Source organism: Pseudomonas sp. SD17-1 (genome assembly GCF_029201585.1).
GTDB classification, from domain to species: domain Bacteria; phylum Pseudomonadota; class Gammaproteobacteria; order Pseudomonadales; family Pseudomonadaceae; genus Aquipseudomonas; species Aquipseudomonas palmensis.
Window position 1 is genome coordinate 1317786 of the sequence record NZ_CP104044.1, and the last position, 18653, is coordinate 1336438.

Below are 18653 nucleotides of genomic sequence, written 5' to 3' on the forward strand. Positions count from 1 at the left end.
GGCCCTCCTGCGCAGGTACCGCCTGCCTGCGCCGTTGGCCTCAATGCCTGAACATCACATGCCGCACGCAGGTGTAGTCCTCCAGCCCATACATCGACATGTCCTTGCCGTAGCCCGACAGCTTCTGCCCGCCGTGGGGCATTTCGCTGACCAGCATGAAGTGCGTGTTGACCCAGGTGCAGCCGTACTGCAACCGGGCGGACACCCGGTGGGCGCGGCCGACATCGGCGGTCCACAGTGACGAGGCCAGGCCGTAGTCCGAATCGTTGGCCCAGGCCAGCGCCTGCGCTTCGTCTTCGAAGCGGGTCACCGACACCACCGGCCCGAATACCTCGCGGCGCACGATCTCGTCATCCTGCTGGGCGTCGGCCAGCACCGTCGGCTCGAAGAAGAACCCGTCGCCCGTCACCGCCTTGCCGCCGGTGACCAGGCGAATATGCGGCTGGGCCACGGCGCGCTCCACCAGCGCTGCCACCCGGTCGCGGTGTGCGGCACTGATCAGCGGCCCGAGTTCGGTGTCCGGGTCGTCCTGCAACCCGTGCCGGAGGCTGGCCACCGCCTCGCCGAGCTTGTTCACGAAGGTGTCGTAGATGCCGGCCTGGGCATAGATCCGGCAGGCCGCGGTGCAGTCCTGCCCGGCATTGTAGAAGCCGAAGGTGCGAATGCCTTCCACTGCAGCGTCGATGTCGGCATCGTCGAAGATGATCACCGGGGCCTTGCCGCCCAGTTCCATGTGCAGGCGTTTCACGCTGTCGGCGGTGCCGGTGATGATCTGGCTGCCGGTGGCGATCGAGCCGGTCAACGACACCATGCGCACCTTGGGGTGGGTGACCAGGGGCATACCTACGCTCTGGCCCTTGCCGAACAGGATGTTGAGCACCCCGGCCGGAAACAGCTCGGCCGCCAGTTCGCCCAGGCGCAGGGCGGTCAGCGGGGTCTGTTCCGAAGGCTTGAGCACCACGGTGTTGCCGGCGGCCAGGGCCGGGGCGATCTTCCATGCCAGCATCATCAGCGGGTAGTTCCACGGCGCGATGGACGCCACCACACCCAGCGGGTCGCGGCGCACCATCGAAGTGTGCCCCGCCAGGTACTCGCCCGACGCCGAGCCGCCCAGACAGCGGCTGGCCCCGGCAAAGAAGCGGAACACGTCGGCGATTGCCGGCAGTTCGTCGTTCAGCGCGGCCGGGTAGGGCTTGCCGCAGTTGTCCGATTCCAGCCTGGCCAGCTCCCCGGCATGGGCGTCTATCAGGTCGGCCAGCTTGAGCAGCAGTGCGGCGCGGTCTTTCGGTGCGGTCTGCGACCAGCCGTCGAAGGCATGGTCGGCGGCGCACACCGCCGCATCCACCTGGGCTTCGCTGGCCTCGTTGATGTCCACCAGCACGCTGCCCAGCGCGGGGTTGAGCACGCTGTGGGCCGGGCCTTCGCCGGCGACGAGCTGGCCGTTGATCAGCAGTCGGGTTTGCATGGTGTTCGATCCTCCTGGTTCAGGTCATTTGCCGTCGCTGCCGGTCACGTTCTCGGCGCCACGGGTCAGGTAGTAGGCGCCCAGAATCGGCAGCATGGTCACCAGCATCACCAGCATGGCCACCACGTTGGTCACCGGCACGTCGCGCGGGCGGCTGAGCTGGTTGAGCAGCCAGATCGGCAGGGTGCGTTCGTGGCCGGCGGTGAAGGTGGTCACGATGATCTCGTCGAACGACAGCGCGAACGCCAGCATGCCGCCCGCCAGCAGCGCCGACCCCAGATTGGGCAGCACGATGTAGCGAAAGGTCTGCCAGCCGTCGGCGCCCAGGTCCATCGACGCCTCGATCTGGTTCTGCGAGGTGCGCCGCAGACGCGCGATGACGTTGTTGTAGACGATCACCACGCAGAAGGTGGCGTGGCCCACCACGATGGTGAAGATCCCGGGCTCGATGCCCAGGGTCTTGAACGCCGACAGCAGGGCTATGCCGGTGATGATGCCGGGCAGGGCGATGGGCAGGATCAGCATCAGCGACAGGCTCTCCTTGCCGAAGAAGCTGCGCCGGTACAGGGCCGCGGCGGCCAGGGTGCCAAGCACCAGGGCGATCAGCGTGGCCAGGCACGCCACCTGCAGCGACAGCTTGATCGACTCGAGCACGTCGGGGCGCGAAAACGCCACGCCGAACCACTTGAGGGTCAGGCCCCGGGGCGGAAAGCTGAAGGCCGCGTCTTCGGTATTGAAGGCGTACAGCACGATGATCAGGATCGGAAAGTGCAGGAACAGCAGCCCGCCCCAGGCGGCCAGGCGCAGCCCCGGCGAGGCGTTGTCAGAGTGCATCGAAGGCTCCCAGGCGTTTGACGAGGGTCAGGTACACGGCGATCAGCATGATCGGCACCAGGGTGAAGGCGGCGGCCATCGGCATGTTGCCGATGGCGCCTTGCTGGGCGTACACCATGCTGCCGATGAAGTAGCCGGGCGGGCCCACCAGCTGCGGCACGATGAAATCGCCCAGGGTCAGCGAGAAGGTGAAGATGGAGCCGGCGGCGATGCCCGGCACCGCCAGCGGCAGGGTCACCTGCACGAACGTCTGGCGCGGGCGTGCGCCAAGGTCGGCCGAGGCGTGCAGCAGCGAGGGCGGCAGGCGCTCCAGCGCGGCCTGGATCGGCAGGATCATGAACGGCAGCCAGATGTACACGAACACCATAAAGCGCCCCAGGTGCGAGGTCGACAGGGTGCTGCCGCCCACCCCGGGAATGCCGAGCAGCCATTGCAGCAGTGGCTCCAGGCTCAGCTGCTGGACGAACCACTGTGCCACCCCGCCCTTGGCCAGCAGCAGGGTCCAGGCATAGGCCTTGACGATGTAGCTGGCCCACATCGGCATCATCACCGCGATGTAGAAGAACGCCTTGGTGCTGCCGCGGGTGTAGCGGGCCATGTAGTAGGCGATGGGAAACGCCAGCACCGCGCTGGCGATCGACACCGCCACCGCCATGCCCAGGGTACGCAGGATGATGTCGAAGTTGGATGGCTGCAGCAGCGCGGCAAAGTTGGCCAGGGTCAGCTCGGGCGTCACCGCCATGGTGAAGTCGTCGAAGGTGTAGAAACCTTGCCACAGCAGCGCCAGCAGCGAGCCCAGGTAGATCGCGCCGAACCAGATCAGCGGCGGTATCAACAGCATCGCCAGGTACAGGTTGGGGCGACGGTAGAGCAGGGTGGCCAGGCGCCGCATCATCTCAGCGGCCCTCGTCGAGCACGGTTTCGCGCAGCGCGGTCATGGCCTCGCGCGGCCAGTGGGCGTGCAGGCGCTGGCCGGGGTGCCAGGGGGCGGCGTCGGCATACCACTGGCTGTTGGCCTGGCTCACCGCCAGCAACTGGCCGTTGTCCAGCTGCAGTTCGTAGCGGGTGGTGCTGCCCTGGTACTGGATATCGTGCAGCACGCCGCTGAGCTGGAGGACGTCGCCCGGGATGGCCGACGCGCTCAGGCGAATGTGTTCCGGGCGGATCGAGAACGGCTGCGGGCTGGCCACCAGGTGTTGGGCCAGCTCGCCGCGCAGCACGTTGGAGGTGCCGACGAACTCGGCAACGAAGGGGGTGGCCGGTTGCATGTAGAGGTTGCGCGGCGTGTCGACCTGTTCGATGCGCCCGCGGTTGAACACCGCCACGCGGTCGGACATCGACAGCGCCTCGGTCTGGTCGTGGGTGACGAAAATGAAGGTGATGCCCAGCTGGCGCTGGAGCTTCTTCAGCTCGCCCTGCATCTGCTCGCGCAGCTTGAGGTCCAGCGCGCCGAGGGGCTCGTCCAGCAGCAGTACCCGGGGACGATTGACCAGCGCGCGGGCCAGGGCCACGCGCTGGCGCTGCCCGCCGGACAACTGCACCGGCTTGCGCTCGCCGTAGCCGGCCAGGGCCACCATGCCCAGGGCCTCTTCGGCGCGGGCATGGCGCTGGGCCTTGGCCACGCCCTTGACCTTGAGCCCGTAGGCCACGTTGTCGCGCACGTTCATGTGCGGGAACAGCGCGTAGTCCTGGAAGACCGTGTTGACGTCGCGCTGGTAGGGCGGCAGGCCGGCGGCTTCCACGCCGTGGATGCGAATCGAGCCGTGGCTGGGTTGTTCGAACCCGGCGATCAGGCGCAGGCAGGTGGTCTTGCCCGAGCCCGAAGGGCCGAGCATGGAGAAGAACTCGCCGTCTTCGATGTCGATGCAGACCCGGTCGACGGCCTTGACCTCGCCGAACAGGCGGGACACTTGGGTGAACTGTACGGCTGGGGGCATGCGAGGTACTCCACGGTTCTGCGAGGACGGTGCGCTCGCTTTGCCGTCAAGGCCGGCCCTGCAGGTGTGCGAGTCGCCTGCAGGGGCCGGCCTTGACGGCGAAGAGGCCCTAACGGCCGCCCATGATCGCGATGTAGTCCTGGGTCCAGCGGCTATAGGGCACGAACTTGCCCCCTTGCGCCTGCGGCGTGCGCCAGAACGCGATCTTGTCGAACAGGTCGAAACCGTTGGTCTTGCACCCGTCGGCCCCCAGCAGTTCGCTGCCCGAACACGCCGCCGGCACCACCGGCAACGAGCCGAACCACGCCGCCACGTCGCCCTGCACCTTGGGCTGCAGCGACCAGTCCATCCATTTGTAGGCGCAATTGGGGTGCTTGGCCTCGGCGTGCAGCATGGTGGTATCGGCCCACCCGGTGGCGCCTTCCCTGGGGATGGTCGAGGCCACCGGCTGCTTGTCGGCCTTGAGCCCGTTGACCATGTAGCCCCAGGAGCTTGAAGCCGCCACGCCTTCGTTCTTGACGTCGCTCATCTGCACGGTTGCGTCATGCCAGTAGCGGTGAATCAGGGGGCGTTGCTGGCGCAACAGGTCGAGCACCGCCTTGTACTGGGTTTCGTTGAGCTCGTAGGGGTTGTCGATGCCCAGTTCCGGCTTGGCCGTCTTCAGGTACAGCGCCGCATCGGCGATGTAGATCGGCCCGTCATAGGCCTGCACACGGCCCTTGTTCGGCTTGCCGTCCGGCAGGTCCTGCGGCTCGAACACCACGCCCCAGCTGGTGGGCGCCTGCTTGAACACCTCGGTGTTGTACAGCAGCACGTTCGGCCCCCACTGGTACGGCGTGCCGTAGACCTTGGCGTCGACCACGTACCAGGGGCCGTCCTTCAGGCGCGGGTCGAGGTGCTTCCAGTTGGGGATCAGGTCGGTGTTGATCGCCTGCACACGCTTGCCGGCAATCAGGCGCAGCGAGGCATCGCCCGACGCGGTCACCAGGTCGTAGCCGCCCTTGGTCATCAGGCTGACCATCTCGTCGGAGGTGGCGGCAGTCTTGACGCTCACCTTGCAGCCGGTGTCCTGCTCGAAACCGCTGACCCAGTCGTAGGCCTTGTCGCTCTCGCCGCGCTCGATGTAGCCGGGCCAGGCCACGATGTCCAGTTGCCCTTCGCCGGCACCCACGGCCTTGAGCGGCTCGGCGGCCTGCAGGCTGGCGCTGGCGAGGATCCCGGCGCCCAGGGCGCCAAGCAATGCGGTGGTGTGCACAAGCATGATGTTCCCTCTTTTATTGGAATTGTGCAGGGGCAGTGATGACGGTGCTGCAGCGGTGCATTCCCTACTAGCGTAGTGCGTTCCCGCGAATGCAACATCCAGAAGCAAATGCGCAGCGTGACGACGCAGGTCAGGCTTTACTCTGGCGTTTCATTTCCTTGTTGAGGACGTTCAGATGAACACCCGAGGTTTGCTCGACCAGTTGCTAAAGTCCGGCCAGGAGCTGCTGCAGAACCAGGCCGGCAAAGGTGCCAGCGCCAAGCCAGGGGGCAGTGGCGGGCTGGGTGGGTTGCTCGGCGGCGCCGGTGGCGGTGGCCTGGGCGGGCTGCTCTCCGGTGCCGGCGGTGGTGCGCTGGCGGCGGGCGCGATGGGCCTGCTGCTGGGCAACAAGAAGGCGCGCAGCCTGGGGGGCAAGGCGCTCACCTATGGTGGCCTGGCCGCCCTCGGTGTGCTGGCCTACAAGGCCTACGGCAACTGGCAGGCCCAGCAGGGCAGTGCGCCGCAGCGCGAACCGCAGACCCTCGATCGCCTGCCTGCCGCCCAGGTCGAATTGCACAGCCAGGCCATCCTCAAGGCGCTGGTGGCTGCGGCCAAGGCCGACGGGCATGTCGACGAGCGCGAGAAGGCGCTGATCGAAGGCGAGTTCGTCAAGCTCGACAACGACCACGAGCTGCAACAGTGGCTGCATGCCGAACTCAACCGACCGCTGGACCCGGCCGACGTCGCCCGCGCCGCCACAACGCCGGAAATGGCGGCCGAGATGTACATCGCCAGCGTCATGCTGGTGGACGAGGAACACTTCATGGAGCGCGCCTACCTCGACGAGCTGGCCAAGCAGCTCAAGCTCGACCCGGCCCTCAAGGCCGAGCTGGAAAAACAGGTTCGCCAGGCCTGAGTCAGCAAATGCGGGCATATGGCCATCGCGCAGGCCATTTTGCCCGAGCCGTCTTGATCCAGAGCGCGTGCAGATAAGGTGCGTGGGCTATAATCTGCGCATTTTTCTGCTCGCGTAGAATCCTTGAGGGCTGACTGTGAAGAACTGGACATTGCGCCAACGCATCCTGGCGAGCTTCGCCATGATCATTGCCATCATGCTGTTGATGGTGGTCGCTGCCTACTCGCGCCTGGTGGCGATCGAGTCCAGTGAGGAGGCGGTGCGTTCGGACAGCATCCCTGGCGTGTACTACAGCTCGATGATCCGCAGCGCCTGGGTCGACAGCTACGTCAACACCCAGCAGTTGCTCGGCCTGAGCAACCACCGCGAGCTGACCAATGCCGACGCCGAGCTGTACAAGAGCTTCGAGGATCGCCTCAAGCAGAACATGGCCGATTACCAGAAGACCATCCAGTCCTCCGAAGACCAGTCCAGCTACGAGGAGTTCGTGCGCCTGGAGCAGGGCTACCTGAAGCTGCTCGACAGCGTGCTGGAGGCCTACCGGCAGAAGAACTACGCCGAGGCCCAGCGCCTGCTGCAGGACAGCATGACCCCGGCCTGGAACGAGGGCCGCAAGCACCTGAACACGGTGATCGAAGGCAACAGGGTGTCGGCCGAGCAGGCCACCGGTGCCATCGTCAGCGCGGTGACCACGGCCAAGGTCAGCATGATGATCTCGCTGGTGCTGGCGATCATTGCAGCCGGCATCTGCGGCCTGATGCTGATGCGCGCCATCACCGGCCCCATGCAACTGATCGTGCGGGCGCTGGACAAGCTGCGCGGCGGTGACCTCAGCGTGCGCCTGAGCCTGGACCGCAAGGATGAATTCGGCGCGGTGGAAACCGGCTTCAACGAAATGATGAGCGAGCTGACCACGCTGGTGTCCCAGGCCCAGCGCTCGTCGGTGCAGGTCACCACCTCGGTGACCGAGATTGCCGCCACCTCCAAGCAGCAGCAGGCCACCGCCACCGAAACGGCCGCCACCACCACCGAAATCGGTGCCACCTCGCGGGAAATCGCCGCCACCTCCCGGGACCTGGTGCGCACCATGACCGAGGTCACCAGCGCCGCCGACCAGGCCTCGGTACTGGCCGGCTCCGGCCAGCAGGGCCTGGCGCGCATGGAAGAGACCATGCACCAGGTGATGGGCGCGGCCGACCTGGTCAACAACAAGCTGGCGATCCTCAACGAGAAGGCCGGCAACATCAACCAGGTGGTGGTCACCATCGTCAAGGTCGCCGACCAGACCAACCTGCTGTCGCTCAACGCCGCCATCGAGGCCGAGAAGGCCGGCGAATATGGCCGCGGCTTTGCCGTGGTGGCCACTGAGGTGCGCCGCCTGGCCGACCAGACCGCCGTGGCCACCTACGATATCGAACAGATGGTGCGCGAGATCCAGTCGGCGGTGTCGGCCGGGGTGATGGGCATGGACAAGTTTTCCGAGGAAGTGCGTCGCGGCATGGCCGAGGTGCAGCAGGTGGGCGAGCAACTGACCCAGATCATCCACCAGGTGCAGGCGCTGGCGCCACGGGTGCTGATGGTCAACGAAGGCATGCAGGCCCAGGCCACCGGTGCCGAGCAGATCAACCATGCACTGGCGCAGCTGGGCGATGCCAGCAGCCAGACCGTGGAGTCGCTGCGCCAGGCCAGTTTCGCCATCGACGAGCTGAGCCAGGTAGCGGTCGGCCTTCGTGGTGGTGTGTCGCGGTTCAAAGTCTGAAGCCCCGATGAGCGACCTTCAGTCACGCCGCGACACTTCGGTGCCTACGCCAGGGCGCCTGTTCCTGGTATTTCGTATCGGCGAGCAGCGCTTTGCCCTGGACACCCATGAGGTAGTGGAGGTGCTGCCGCGCCTGCCACTCAAGCCCATCGCCCACACCCCGCGCTGGGTGGCGGGGGTGCTGGCGCATCGCGGTGCGCTGGTACCGGTGATCGACGTGGGCGACCTGGGGTTCGGCACCCCGGCGCCGCTGCGTACCAGCACCCGGCTGGTGCTGGTGAACTACCGGGGCCAGGCGCAGGCCGAGCCGCAGTTGCTGGGCCTGATCCTGCAGCAGGCCAGCGACACCCTGCGTTGCCACCCCGACGAGTTTCGCCCCTATGGCGTCGACAACCACCAGGCCCCCTACCTGGGGCCGGTGCGCGAAGATGCCCAGGGCCTGATGCAACGCATCAGCGTCCAGGACCTGCTGACCGACCAGGCCCGCGCCTTGCTGTACCCGCCTGTGGAGGTGCAGCCATGAGCGACGAGCATCGGTTCTTTCGGTTTTTGCAGGAGCGTATCGGCCTGGATGTCGCCTCGGTTGGCGCGCCGATGGTCGAGCGGGCCCTGCGCCAGCGCTGTGCTGCCCTGCAGGCCCGCGACCTGGACGACTACTGGGTGCGCCTGCAGCAGTCGACCCCGGAGCAGCAGGCGCTGATCGAAGCGGTGATCGTGCCTGAAACCTGGTTCTTCCGTTATCCCGAGTCGTTCAGCGCGTTGGCCGGGCTTGCCCTCAGGCGCCTGGCCGAGCTCAATGGCACCCGGCCGCTGCGGGTGCTCAGCCTGCCGTGTTCGACCGGTGAAGAGCCCTATTCGATTGCCATGGCCCTGCTCGATGCCGGTATCGCCGGCCCCGGGTTTCGCGTCGACGGCATCGATATCAGCCCCAACTCGATCGCCCGCGCCGAACAGGCGGTGTATGGCCGCAACTCCTTTCGCGGCAGTGACATCGCCTTCCGCCAGCGCCACTTCAGCGAGGTGGAGCAGGGCCATCGCCTCGACGAGCGGGTTCGCCAGCAGGTCGAGCTGCAGGTGGGCAACGTGCTCGACCCGGCGCTGCGCACCCGCAGGGGCAGCTACGACTTCGTCTTCTGCCGCAACCTGCTGATCTATTTCGATGTACCCACCCAGCAACGGGTGTTCGACGTACTGAAAAGCCTCACCCATGAAGACGGCGTACTGTTCATCGGCCCGGCCGAAGGCAGCCTGCTGGCACGCATGGGCATGCGCCCGCTGGGTATCGCGCAGTCGTTCGCCTATGTACGGCATATCCCGCAGGAGCCGCCCCCAGTGCTTTCGCCGCCGCCCCCGATGCCTGCACCCAGTCCACGGCGGGCGCCTGCGCCGTTGGCGCGCCGTGCGCCAGCCCCGGCACCGCAGCCTGCCCGGGTTGCGCCCCCAGCCGCCGGCAAGCCTGGCGCCGAACAGCTGCTGGCGCAGATCGCCACGCTGGCCAACGAGGGCCGCAGCGACGAGGCACGCGCGGCCTGCGAACGCTACCTGCAGCAGCATGCACCGGATGCGCAGGTGTATTACTGGCTGGGCCTGCTCAGCGATACCGCCGGCGATGCGGCCCAGGCCGTGAGCCACTACCGCAAGGTGCTGTACCTGCAACCCCAGCACCCCGAGGCCCTGGCGCACCTGGCGGCGCTGCTGGCGTCCCAGGGCGATGAGGTGGGCGCCCGGCGCCTGCAGGAGCGTGCGGCGCGCCGAGAGCGCAGCGAGCGGGAGCCTGAACGATGAGCGGCCAGGCAGAGCTGGGCGTGATGGCCGCCACGGTCGAGGCCATCGACGATTGCTGGAACCGTATCGGTGTGCACGGCGACAAGAGCTGCCCGTTGCTGGCCGAGCATATTCACTGTCGCAACTGCCAGGTGTACGCGGCAGCGGCCACGCGCCTGCTGGACCGCTATGCGCTGGCCCAGGACGCCCATGCGCAGACGCATGTGCAGGCACCGGTGAGTGTCGGGCGCTCGCTGTTGCTGTTTCGCCTGGGCGAGGAATGGCTGGCCCTGGCGACCCGCTGCCTGGTCGAGGTGGCGCCGCTGCAGCCGGTGCACTCCTTGCCGCACCAGCGCTCGCGGGTGCTGCAGGGGGTGGCCAATGTGCGCGGTGCGCTGGTGCCGTGCCTGTCGCTGGGCGACCTGCTGGGGCTCGAGCCTGGCAGCCCGGTAGCGGTGTCGGCGCGGGTCATGCCACGCATGCTGATCCTGGGTGCCAGCGGCGGCGCCGTGGTGCTGCCGGTGGACGAAGTGGACGGTATCCATGCCCTCGACCCCGGGCAGCCGGCCAGCGACACCGCCACCGATGCACGCTTCACCGAAGCGGTATTGCAATGGCGCGGTCGCAGCGTGCGGGTGCTGGATGAAGAACAGCTGTTGTCTGCCGTGAACCGGAGCCTGTCATGACCCCAGAGCAAATGCGCGACGCTTCGCTGCTCGAGCTGTTCAGCCTGGAGGCCGAGGCGCAGACCCAGGTGCTCAGCGCCGGCCTGCTGGCCCTGGAACGCAACCCTACCCAGAGTGACCAGCTCGAGGCCTGCATGCGCGCCGCCCACTCGCTCAAGGGCGCGGCGCGCATCGTGGGGATCGACGCCGGGGTCAGCGTCGCCCACGTGATGGAAGACTGCCTGGTCGAGGCCCAGGAAGGCCGCCTGCGCCTGCGCCCCGAGCACATCGATGCGCTGCTGCAGGGCACCGACCTGCTGATGCGCATCGCCACCCTGGGCGGTGCGGCCACCGAGGCGGCGGTCCAGGCCTTCGTGGTGCAGATGGCCGTGCTGCTCGATCCGGCCAGTGCGCTGATGGCGACGGGGCCGGCAATCGGCGACGCGCCCGAGCCGACGCAGAATCCTGAACCCGCACCGGCTGCGCCGCAGCTGGTGCCCCCGGCGCCCGAGCCTGAGGCGCTCGCGCAACCGGAGGCGTCTGCCGAGCCCGTGGCCCTTGCGCCGGGCAAGCGCAGCGAAGGCGGCGAGCGGGTGCTGCGGGTCACGGCCGAGCGCCTGAACAGCCTGCTCGACCTGTCCAGCAAGTCGCTGGTCGAAACCCAGCGCCTGAAGCCCTACCTGGCCACCCTGCAGCGCCTCAAGCGCATGCACGGCCAGAGCATTCGCGCCCTCGATACGCTCAAGGCCGAGCTGGACACCGGCGGCCAGCGACCGGAGGTGCAGGAAGCGCTGGCGCAGGCCCAGCGCCTGCTCGGCGAAACCCGCGAGATGCTGCAGCAGCAGGCCGCCGACCTGGACGAGTTCGGCTGGCAGGCCAGCCAGCGCGCGCAACTGCTGTACGACACCGCGCTGGCCTGCCGCATGCGCCCGTTCGCCGACGTGCTCAACGGGCAGAGCCGCATGGTTCGCGACCTGGGGCGGTCGCTGGGCAAGCAGGTGCGCCTGGAGATCGAGGGCGAAAAGACCCAGGTCGACCGTGACGTGCTGGAAAAACTCGAGGCGCCGCTCACCCACCTTCTGCGCAACGCCGTGGACCACGGTATCGAACTGCCCGAGCAACGCCTGCTGGCAGGCAAGCCGGCCGAGGGCCTGATCCGCCTGCGCGCCTCGCACCAGGCCGGCCTGCTGGTGCTGGAACTGAGCGATGACGGTGGCGGCGTCGACCTGCAGCGCCTGCGCCACAGCATCGTCGAGCGCCAGTTGTCGCCGGCCGACACCGTGGCGCAGATGAGCGAAGCCGAACTGCTGACGTTCCTGTTCCTGCCGGGGTTCAGCCTGCGCGACAAGGTCACCGAGGTTTCCGGGCGCGGCGTGGGGCTCGATGCGGTGCAGCACAGCGTGCGCCAGTTGCGCGGCTTCATCGACCTCAGCCAGCACAGCGGGCAGGGCAGCCGCTTTCACCTGGAGGTGCCGCTGACCCTGTCGGTGGTGCGCAGCCTGGTGGTCGAGGTTGGGGGCGAGGCCTACGCCTTCCCGCTGGCGCATATCGAACGCACCCTGGACCTGCCCGCCGAGGCCATCGTGCAGATCGAGGGGCGCCAGCATTTCTGGCATGAAGGCCGGCACATCGGCCTGGTGGCCGCCTCCCAGTTGCTCAACCGGCCGCCCAGCCAGGCGGCGGAACAGGCCATCAAGGTGGTGGTCATCCGTGAGCGCGACACCCTGTATGGCGTGGCCGTCGAGCGTCTGATCGGCGAGCGCGTGCTGGTGGTGATGCCGCTGGACGCGCGGCTGGGCAAGGTGCAGGACATCTCGGCCGGGGCCCTGCTCGATGACGGTTCGGTGGTGCTGATCGTGGACGTCGAGGACCTGCTGCGCTCGGTCGAGAAGCTGCTCAGCACCGGCCGCCTGGAACGTATCGAGCGCGGCCAGCGCGCCGCCCGCGAAGCGACGCGCAAGCGCGTGCTGGTGGTGGATGACTCGTTGACCGTGCGCGAGTTGCAGCGCAAGCTGCTGACCAACCGCGGTTACGAAGTGGCCGTCGCGGTGGACGGCATGGACGGCTGGAACGCCTTGCGCAGCGAGGATTTCGACCTGCTGATCACCGACATCGACATGCCGCGCATGGACGGCATCGAACTGGTCACCCTGCTGCGCCGCGACAGCCGGTTGCAGTCGTTGCCGGTGATGGTGGTGTCGTACAAGGACCGCGAGGAAGATCGTCGTCGTGGACTGGACGCCGGGGCCGACTACTATTTGGCCAAGGCCAGTTTTCATGATGATGCCTTGCTGGAAGCCGTGGTGGAGCTTATCGGGGGAGCCCAGGGATGAAGATCGCCATCGTCAACGACATGCCCCTGGCCGTGGAAGCCCTGCGCCGGGCATTGGCGTTCGAGCCGCAGCACGAGGTGATCTGGGTGGCCGGCAATGGCGCCGAGGCGGTGCAGCGCTGCGCCGAGCACACCCCCGACCTGATCCTGATGGACCTGATCATGCCGGTCATGGACGGTGTGGAGGCCACGCGCCAGATCATGGCCCGGACCCCTTGCGCCATCGTCATCGTCACGGTCGACCGCCAGCAGAACGTGCACCGCGTGTTCGAGGCCATGGGCCACGGCGCCCTGGACGTGGTCGACACCCCGGCGGTAGGCGCCGGCAACCCGCGTGAGGCGGCCGCGCCGCTGTTGCGCAAGATCCTCAATATCAGCTGGCTGATCGGCCAGCATGGCAGCAACCGCGTGCGGGCAGTGGCAGCCCCGCAGCGCCAGGGCGCACAACGCCAGCGCCTGGTGGCGATCGGTTCCTCGGCCGGTGGCCCGGCGGCGCTTGAGGTGCTGCTCAAGAGCCTGGAGCAGGATTTCAACGCGGCCATCGTGCTGGTTCAGCACGTCGACCAGGTGTTCGCCGCCGGCATGGCCGAGTGGCTGAGCAGCGCCTCCGGCCTGCCGGTACGCCTGGCCCGCGAGGGCGAAGCACCCCAGCCCGGGCAGGTGCTGCTGGCCGGCACCAACCACCATATCCGTCTGTTGAAGGACGGCACCCTGGCCTACACCGCCGAACCGGTCAACGCGATCTACCGCCCTTCGATCGATGTGTTCTTCGAGAGCGTGGCGCGCTTCTGGCAGGGCGATGCGGTGGGCGTACTGCTGACCGGCATGGGCCGCGATGGCGCACAGGGGCTCAAGCTGATGCGCGAGCAGGGCTTTCTGACCATCGCCCAGGACCAGCAGAGCAGTGCGGTCTACGGCATGCCCAAGGCGGCTGCGGCCATCGATGCCGCCGTCGAGATACGTGCGCTGGAGCGCATTGCGCCGCGCCTGATGGAGATTTTTTCGAAATGACGATGTGTAATGAACCAAACCGGTCGTTCGCCAGGGAGCAGGGCGCGCATGAATGATCTACCGCTCGTGGGGTTCCCGACCACCAATGAAAACTCGGCGATGGTGCTGCTGGTCGACGACCAGGCGATGATCGGCGAAGCCGTGCGTCGCGGCCTGGCCAACGAGGCCAACATCGACTTCCACTTCTGCGCCGACCCGCATCAGGCCGTCGCGCAGGCGATCCGTATCAAGCCCACGGTGATCCTGCAGGACCTGGTCATGCCCGGCCTCGATGGCCTGAGCCTGGTGCGCGAGTACCGCAGCAACCCGGCCACCCAGGACATCCCGATCATCGTGCTGTCGTCCAAGGAAGACGCGCTGGTCAAGAGCGCCGCGTTCGCCGCCGGGGCCAACGACTACCTGGTCAAGCTGCCCGACAACATCGAGCTGGTCGCGCGCATCCTGTACCACTCGCGCTCCTACCTCACCCTGCTGCAGCGTGACGAAGCCTACCGGGCGCTGCGGGTCAGCCAGCAGCAGTTGCTGGACACCAACCTGGTGCTGCAGCGGCTGATGAACTCCGACGGCCTGACGGGGCTGTCCAACCGCCGGCATTTCGACGAGTACCTGGAACTGGAATGGCGCCGGGCCATGCGTGACCAGTCGCAGCTGTCGTTGCTGATGATCGACGTCGACTATTTCAAGGCCTTCAACGACTCGTTCGGCCACCTGGCCGGGGACGAGGCGCTGCGCCAGGTGGCCGAGGCGATTCGTGCCTCGTGCAGCCGCCCCAGCGACCTGCCGGCACGCTACGGTGGCGAGGAATTCGCCCTGGTGCTGCCCAACACTTCGCCGGGCGGGGCGCGGCTGGTGGCCGAGAAGCTGCGCCAGACCGTGGTGGGCCTGGCCATCGCGCACAACATGCCGCAGGCGGGCAGCGTGCTGACCATCAGCATCGGCCTGGCCACCCACACGCCGGCAGTCGGCAGCCATTGCCGACAGTTGATCTCGGCGGCGGACAAGGGCCTGTACCAGGCCAAGAATGGCGGGCGCAACCAGGTCGGGGTGGCCTGACAGACCGCCATCGCGGGTCAAGCCCGCTCCCACGGGCATCGTGCTGCCCTTGTGGGGGCGGCTGATCCGCGATCAGGCGCCGGCTTCTCCAAAGGCCGCCCGACGGGCTGCCGCGCACCTGCAGACTCGTTTATACTCTCCGGCTTTTCACAGAATACGCACGAGAGCTGCCCGCCCATGGAAATCCAACCGATCCTGAACACCATCAAGGACCTGACCGAGCGCTCCGAATCCATTCGGGGGTATCTTTGACTACGATCACAAGCATGACCGCCTGATCGAAGTCAACCGCGAGCTCGAAGACCCGAACGTCTGGAACAAGCCCGAGTACGCCCAGGAACTGGGCCGCGAACGCGCCATGCTGGCGCAGATCGTCGACACCCTGGACGAACTGTCCGGCGGCCTGGTCGACGCCCGCGAGCTGCTCGACATGGCTGTCGAGGAGAACGACGAAGGCGCCGTCAATGACGTCGTCGAAGTGCTCCAGGGCCTGGAAGACTCCCTGGCCCAGCTCGAATTCCGTCGCATGTTCAGCGGCGAGATGGACATGAACAACGCCTACCTGGACATCCAGGCCGGTTCCGGCGGCACCGAGGCCCAGGACTGGGCCAACATCCTGCTGCGCATGTACCTGCGCTGGGCGTCCAAGCGTGGTTTCGACGCCACCATCATGGAACTGTCCGAAGGCGACGTGGCCGGCATCAAGGGCGCCACCGTGCACATCAAGGGCGAGTACGCCTTTGGCTGGCTGCGCACCGAGATCGGTGTGCACCGTCTGGTGCGCAAGAGCCCGTTCGACTCCGGCGCACGCCGCCATACTTCGTTCTCGGCGGTGTTCGTGTCCCCCGAGATCGACGACAAGGTCGAAATCGAGATCAACCCGTCCGACCTGCGTATCGACACCTACCGCTCCTCGGGTGCCGGCGGCCAGCACGTGAACACCACCGACTCGGCGGTGCGTATCACCCACGTGCCGACCAACACCGTGGTCAGCTGCCAGAACGAACGTTCCCAGCACGCCAACAAGGACACCGCCATGAAGATGCTGCGGGCCAAGTTGTACGAGCTGGAGATGCAGAAGCGCAACGCTGCGTCGCAGGCCCTGGAAGACAGCAAGTCGGACATCGGCTGGGGTCACCAGATCCGTTCGTACGTGCTCGACGCCTCGCGGATCAAGGATCTGCGCACCAACGTCGAACGCAGCGACTGCGACAAGGTGCTCGACGGCGATATCGACGAGTACCTGGAAGCCAGCCTCAAGCAGGGGCTGTAAGTTTCGCGACCCGCTACAAGACCCTCGCCTGCGGGCGGGGGCAATGAACCCCTGATGGAAAATGTGACCACATGAGCGACCTCAAACTCGACCCGCAAGACCTGCAACAGGAAGAAAACACCCTGATTGCCCTGCGCAAGGAAAAGCTTGCCGCAGAGCGCGCCAAGGGCAACGCCTTCCCCAACGACTTCCGCCGTGACAGCTACTGCAACGACCTGCAGAAACAGTATGTCGACAAGACCAAGGAAGAGCTGGAAGCTGCAGCGATCCCGGTCAAGGTTGCCGGTCGCATCATGCTCAACCGTGGCTCGTTCATGGTGATCCAGGACATGACCGGGCGCATCCAGGTCTACGTCAACCGCAAGACCCTGCCCGAGGAAACCCTGGCAGCGGTCAAGACCTGGGACCTGGGCGACATCATCAGCGCCGAAGGCACCCTGGCCCGTTCGGGCAAGGGCGACCTGTACGTCGAGATGACCAACGTGCGCCTGCTGACCAAGTCGCTGCGCCCGCTGCCGGACAAGCACCACGGCCTGACCGACACCGAGCAGCGCTATCGCCAGCGCTACGTCGACCTGATGGTCAACGAGGAAACTCGCCACACCTTCCGTGTGCGCTCGCAGGTCATCAACCATATTCGCAACTTCCTCATCCAGCGCGACTTCCTGGAAGTGGAAACGCCGATGCTGCAGACCATCCCCGGTGGCGCTGCGGCCAAGCCGTTCGAAACCCACCACAACGCGCTGGACATGCCGATGTTCCTGCGCATCGCGCCGGAGCTGTACCTCAAGCGTCTGGTGGTCGGTGGTTTCGAGAAGGTCTTCGAGATCAACCGCAACTTCCGTAACGAAGGCGTCTCGACCCGGCACAACCCCGAGTTCACCATGCTCGAGTTCTACCAGGCCTACGCCGACTACGAAGACAACATGGACCTCACCGAAGAGCTGTTCCGCGAGCTGGCGCAGCTGGTGCTGGGCAGCACCGACGTGCCGTACGGCGACAAGGTGTTCCACTTCGGCGAGCCGTTCGTGCGCCTGTCGGTGTTCGACTCGATCCTCAAGTACAACCCCGAGCTGACCGCCGACGACCTCAACGACATCGACAAGGCCCGCGCCATCGCCAAGCAGGCCGGCGCCAAGGTGCTGGGCTTCGAAGGCCTGGGCAAGCTGCAGGTGATGATTTTCGAAGAGCTGGTCGAGCACAAGCTGGAGCAGCCGCACTTCATCACCCAGTACCCGTTCGAAGTGTCGCCGCTGGCCCGTCGCAATGACCAGAACCCGAACGTCACCGACCGCTTCGAACTGTTCATCGGCGGCCGCGAGATCGCCAACGCCTACTCCGAGCTCAACGATGCCGAGGACCAGGCCGAGCGCTTCATGGCCCAGGTGGCCGACAAGGACGCCGGCGACGACGAGGCCATGCACTACGATGCCGACTTCGTGCGCGCCCTGGAGTACGGCATGCCGCCCACTGCCGGTGAGGGCATCGGTATCGACCGCCTGGTGATGCTGCTGACCAACTCGCCGTCGATCCGCGACGTGATCCTGTTCCCGCACATGCGCCCGCAGGCCTGAGTGTCTTGAACAAGCCGCCTCTAGGGGCGGCTTTTTCATGTCTGCGACAAGCTGATCGATCAGTCAGCATTCAACGAGGTAGACCCCAGTGACGACTGCAATGGCTCAACAAGGTGCTGCTGGTGTGGCCACAGCGGTAGCCGAAAGTGTTCAGTACCAGGGGCGCAAGGCCAGCCGCCAGGGCAGCGAGCAGCGCCGTCAGCAGATCCTCGACGCGGCCATGCGCATCATCGTGCGTGATGGCGTGCGCGGCGTGCGCCACCGTGCGGTGGCCGCCGAGGCCGGTGTGCCGCTGTCGGCCACCACCTATTATTTCAAGGACATCGAAGACCTGCTCACCGGCACCTTCGCCCAGTATGTCGAACGCAGCGCGGCCTACATGGCCAAGCTGTGGGAAAACACCGAGGTGCTGTTGCGCCAGCTGATTGCCAAGGGCGACGGCAGCCCCGGCGCCCGCGCGCAGCTGGCCGACGAAGTGGCGAAGATGGGCGCCGAGTACGTGCAGCGCCAGTTGCACAACCGCCGCGACTTCCTGATGGCCGAGCAGGCGTTTCGCCAGGAAGCGCTGCTGTGCCCGCGGCTGGCCGAACTGGTGCGCCTGCATGCGCAGATCCTGCTGCGCGGCACCTGCCAGCTGTTGCAGGTGGTGGGTTCGCGCCAGCCACAGCAAGATGCCATAGTGTTGACGGCCATCATCGAGCAGATGGAATATCAGGGCCTGCTCGATGCTGCACAACCCCAGGCCGAAGCGCAGATGCTCGCTATCCTTACCCGATACCTGCATCTGGTGCTGGCATCGGCCTGAGGCTCTACCTAATTCAAGGAGTATC

Annotated in this window: 16 protein-coding genes; 11 read left to right on the plus strand and 5 right to left on the minus strand. The window is 66.6% G+C overall.

Features of this window, described 5'->3' with window-relative positions; translation table 11 throughout:
- Nucleotides 1-40: 40 nt before the first annotated feature.
- The 5 genes from N0B28_RS05865 to ydcS all read right to left on the minus strand — a co-directional run bounded on the left by N0B28_RS05865 (nucleotide 41) and on the right by ydcS (nucleotide 5497).
- Entirely contained in the window at nucleotides 41-1465 is a 1425-nt protein-coding gene (locus tag N0B28_RS05865) for a gamma-aminobutyraldehyde dehydrogenase (RefSeq protein WP_275730849.1), read from the minus strand.
- 24 nt (nucleotides 1466-1489) lie between these two features.
- The gene (locus tag N0B28_RS05870) at nucleotides 1490-2299 is read right to left on the minus strand and encodes an ABC transporter permease (protein ID WP_043863200.1); all 810 of its coding nucleotides are present in this window, start codon (nucleotides 2297-2299) and stop codon (nucleotides 1490-1492) included.
- Nucleotides 2289-3194, minus strand: coding sequence for an ABC transporter permease (locus tag N0B28_RS05875; protein ID WP_043863201.1), 906 nt, complete (start codon nucleotides 3192-3194; stop codon nucleotides 2289-2291). The genes N0B28_RS05870 and N0B28_RS05875 overlap by 11 nt, the downstream gene beginning before the upstream one ends.
- Before the next feature lies 1 nt (nucleotide 3195).
- A complete protein-coding gene (locus N0B28_RS05880; protein ID WP_275730856.1) occupies nucleotides 3196-4236 on the minus strand; it encodes an ABC transporter ATP-binding protein in 1041 nt (346 codons plus the stop codon).
- 109 nt (nucleotides 4237-4345) lie between these two features.
- Complete coding sequence (gene ydcS / locus N0B28_RS05885) at nucleotides 4346-5497, minus strand: putative ABC transporter substrate-binding protein YdcS (RefSeq protein ID WP_058541467.1); 1152 nt, start codon at nucleotides 5495-5497, stop codon at nucleotides 4346-4348.
- Nucleotides 5498-5672: 175 nt separating this feature from the next.
- Between ydcS and N0B28_RS05890 the strand changes: the two genes are divergently transcribed.
- The 11 genes from N0B28_RS05890 (at nucleotide 5673) to N0B28_RS05940 (ending at nucleotide 18628) form a co-directional block, all read left to right on the plus strand.
- Complete coding sequence (locus N0B28_RS05890; RefSeq protein WP_054915019.1) at nucleotides 5673-6392, plus strand: tellurite resistance TerB family protein; 720 nt, start codon at nucleotides 5673-5675, stop codon at nucleotides 6390-6392.
- 136 nt (nucleotides 6393-6528) lie between these two features.
- Entirely contained in the window at nucleotides 6529-8151 is a 1623-nt protein-coding gene (locus N0B28_RS05895) for a methyl-accepting chemotaxis protein (protein WP_043863205.1), read from the plus strand.
- A gap of 7 nt (nucleotides 8152-8158) precedes the next feature.
- Nucleotides 8159-8674 carry a chemotaxis protein CheW gene (locus N0B28_RS05900; RefSeq protein WP_275730861.1) on the plus strand — a complete coding sequence of 172 codons (516 nt, stop codon included), beginning with the start codon at nucleotides 8159-8161 and terminating at the stop codon, nucleotides 8672-8674.
- A complete protein-coding gene (locus N0B28_RS05905) occupies nucleotides 8671-9936 on the plus strand; it encodes a CheR family methyltransferase (protein ID WP_275730864.1) in 1266 nt (421 codons plus the stop codon). The genes N0B28_RS05900 and N0B28_RS05905 overlap by 4 nt, the downstream gene beginning before the upstream one ends.
- Nucleotides 9933-10601 carry a chemotaxis protein CheW gene (locus N0B28_RS05910; protein ID WP_043863208.1) on the plus strand — a complete coding sequence of 223 codons (669 nt, stop codon included), beginning with the start codon at nucleotides 9933-9935 and terminating at the stop codon, nucleotides 10599-10601. The genes N0B28_RS05905 and N0B28_RS05910 overlap by 4 nt, the downstream gene beginning before the upstream one ends.
- Nucleotides 10598-12913 carry a hybrid sensor histidine kinase/response regulator gene (locus N0B28_RS05915; RefSeq protein ID WP_213607011.1) on the plus strand — a complete coding sequence of 772 codons (2316 nt, stop codon included), beginning with the start codon at nucleotides 10598-10600 and terminating at the stop codon, nucleotides 12911-12913. Before N0B28_RS05910 ends, N0B28_RS05915 begins: the two co-directional genes overlap by 4 nt.
- Nucleotides 12910-13923: a chemotaxis response regulator protein-glutamate methylesterase gene (locus N0B28_RS05920; protein ID WP_043863210.1), complete on the plus strand. Its 1014-nt coding sequence runs from the start codon at nucleotides 12910-12912 to the stop codon at nucleotides 13921-13923. The genes N0B28_RS05915 and N0B28_RS05920 overlap by 4 nt, the downstream gene beginning before the upstream one ends.
- A gap of 48 nt (nucleotides 13924-13971) precedes the next feature.
- Nucleotides 13972-14976: a PleD family two-component system response regulator gene (locus N0B28_RS05925; protein ID WP_043863211.1), complete on the plus strand. Its 1005-nt coding sequence runs from the start codon at nucleotides 13972-13974 to the stop codon at nucleotides 14974-14976.
- Between the two features lie 177 nt (nucleotides 14977-15153).
- Nucleotides 15154-16249, plus strand: a protein-coding gene (gene prfB, locus N0B28_RS05930; protein ID WP_100633065.1) for a peptide chain release factor 2 whose coding sequence is annotated in 2 segments (ribosomal slippage) — nucleotides 15154-15225 and nucleotides 15227-16249 — 1095 coding nt in all. Because the reading frame shifts where the segments join, the coding sequence is not laid out codon by codon here.
- A 71-nt stretch (nucleotides 16250-16320) separates the two neighbouring features.
- Nucleotides 16321-17823: a lysine--tRNA ligase gene (gene lysS, locus N0B28_RS05935; protein WP_043863213.1), complete on the plus strand. Its 1503-nt coding sequence runs from the start codon at nucleotides 16321-16323 to the stop codon at nucleotides 17821-17823.
- A 100-nt stretch (nucleotides 17824-17923) separates the two neighbouring features.
- The gene (locus N0B28_RS05940; protein WP_275730870.1) at nucleotides 17924-18628 is read left to right on the plus strand and encodes a TetR family transcriptional regulator; all 705 of its coding nucleotides are present in this window, start codon (nucleotides 17924-17926) and stop codon (nucleotides 18626-18628) included.
- Nucleotides 18629-18653 lie beyond the last annotated feature (25 nt).

What these genes read in the sequence shown, in the direction of transcription:
- N0B28_RS05865 (WP_275730849.1), bottom strand. Translation starts at nt 1,465, where the DNA reads ATGCAAACCCGACTGCTGATCAACGGCCAGCTCGTCGCCGGCGAAGGC.
- N0B28_RS05870 (WP_043863200.1), bottom strand. Translation starts at nt 2,299, where the DNA reads ATGCACTCTGACAACGCCTCGCCGGGGCTGCGCCTGGCCGCCTGGGGC.
- N0B28_RS05875 (WP_043863201.1), bottom strand. Translation starts at nt 3,194, where the DNA reads ATGATGCGGCGCCTGGCCACCCTGCTCTACCGTCGCCCCAACCTGTAC.
- N0B28_RS05880 (WP_275730856.1), bottom strand. Translation starts at nt 4,236, where the DNA reads ATGCCCCCAGCCGTACAGTTCACCCAAGTGTCCCGCCTGTTCGGCGAG.
- ydcS (WP_058541467.1), bottom strand. Translation starts at nt 5,497, where the DNA reads ATGCTTGTGCACACCACCGCATTGCTTGGCGCCCTGGGCGCCGGGATC.
- N0B28_RS05890 (WP_054915019.1), top strand. Translation starts at nt 5,673, where the DNA reads ATGAACACCCGAGGTTTGCTCGACCAGTTGCTAAAGTCCGGCCAGGAG.
- N0B28_RS05900 (WP_275730861.1), top strand. Translation starts at nt 8,159, where the DNA reads ATGAGCGACCTTCAGTCACGCCGCGACACTTCGGTGCCTACGCCAGGG.
- N0B28_RS05905 (WP_275730864.1), top strand. Translation starts at nt 8,671, where the DNA reads ATGAGCGACGAGCATCGGTTCTTTCGGTTTTTGCAGGAGCGTATCGGC.
- N0B28_RS05910 (WP_043863208.1), top strand. Translation starts at nt 9,933, where the DNA reads ATGAGCGGCCAGGCAGAGCTGGGCGTGATGGCCGCCACGGTCGAGGCC.
- N0B28_RS05915 (WP_213607011.1), top strand. Translation starts at nt 10,598, where the DNA reads ATGACCCCAGAGCAAATGCGCGACGCTTCGCTGCTCGAGCTGTTCAGC.
- N0B28_RS05920 (WP_043863210.1), top strand. Translation starts at nt 12,910, where the DNA reads ATGAAGATCGCCATCGTCAACGACATGCCCCTGGCCGTGGAAGCCCTG.
- N0B28_RS05925 (WP_043863211.1), top strand. Translation starts at nt 13,972, where the DNA reads ATGAATGATCTACCGCTCGTGGGGTTCCCGACCACCAATGAAAACTCG.
- lysS (WP_043863213.1), top strand. Translation starts at nt 16,321, where the DNA reads ATGAGCGACCTCAAACTCGACCCGCAAGACCTGCAACAGGAAGAAAAC.
- N0B28_RS05940 (WP_275730870.1), top strand. Translation starts at nt 17,924, where the DNA reads ATGGCTCAACAAGGTGCTGCTGGTGTGGCCACAGCGGTAGCCGAAAGT.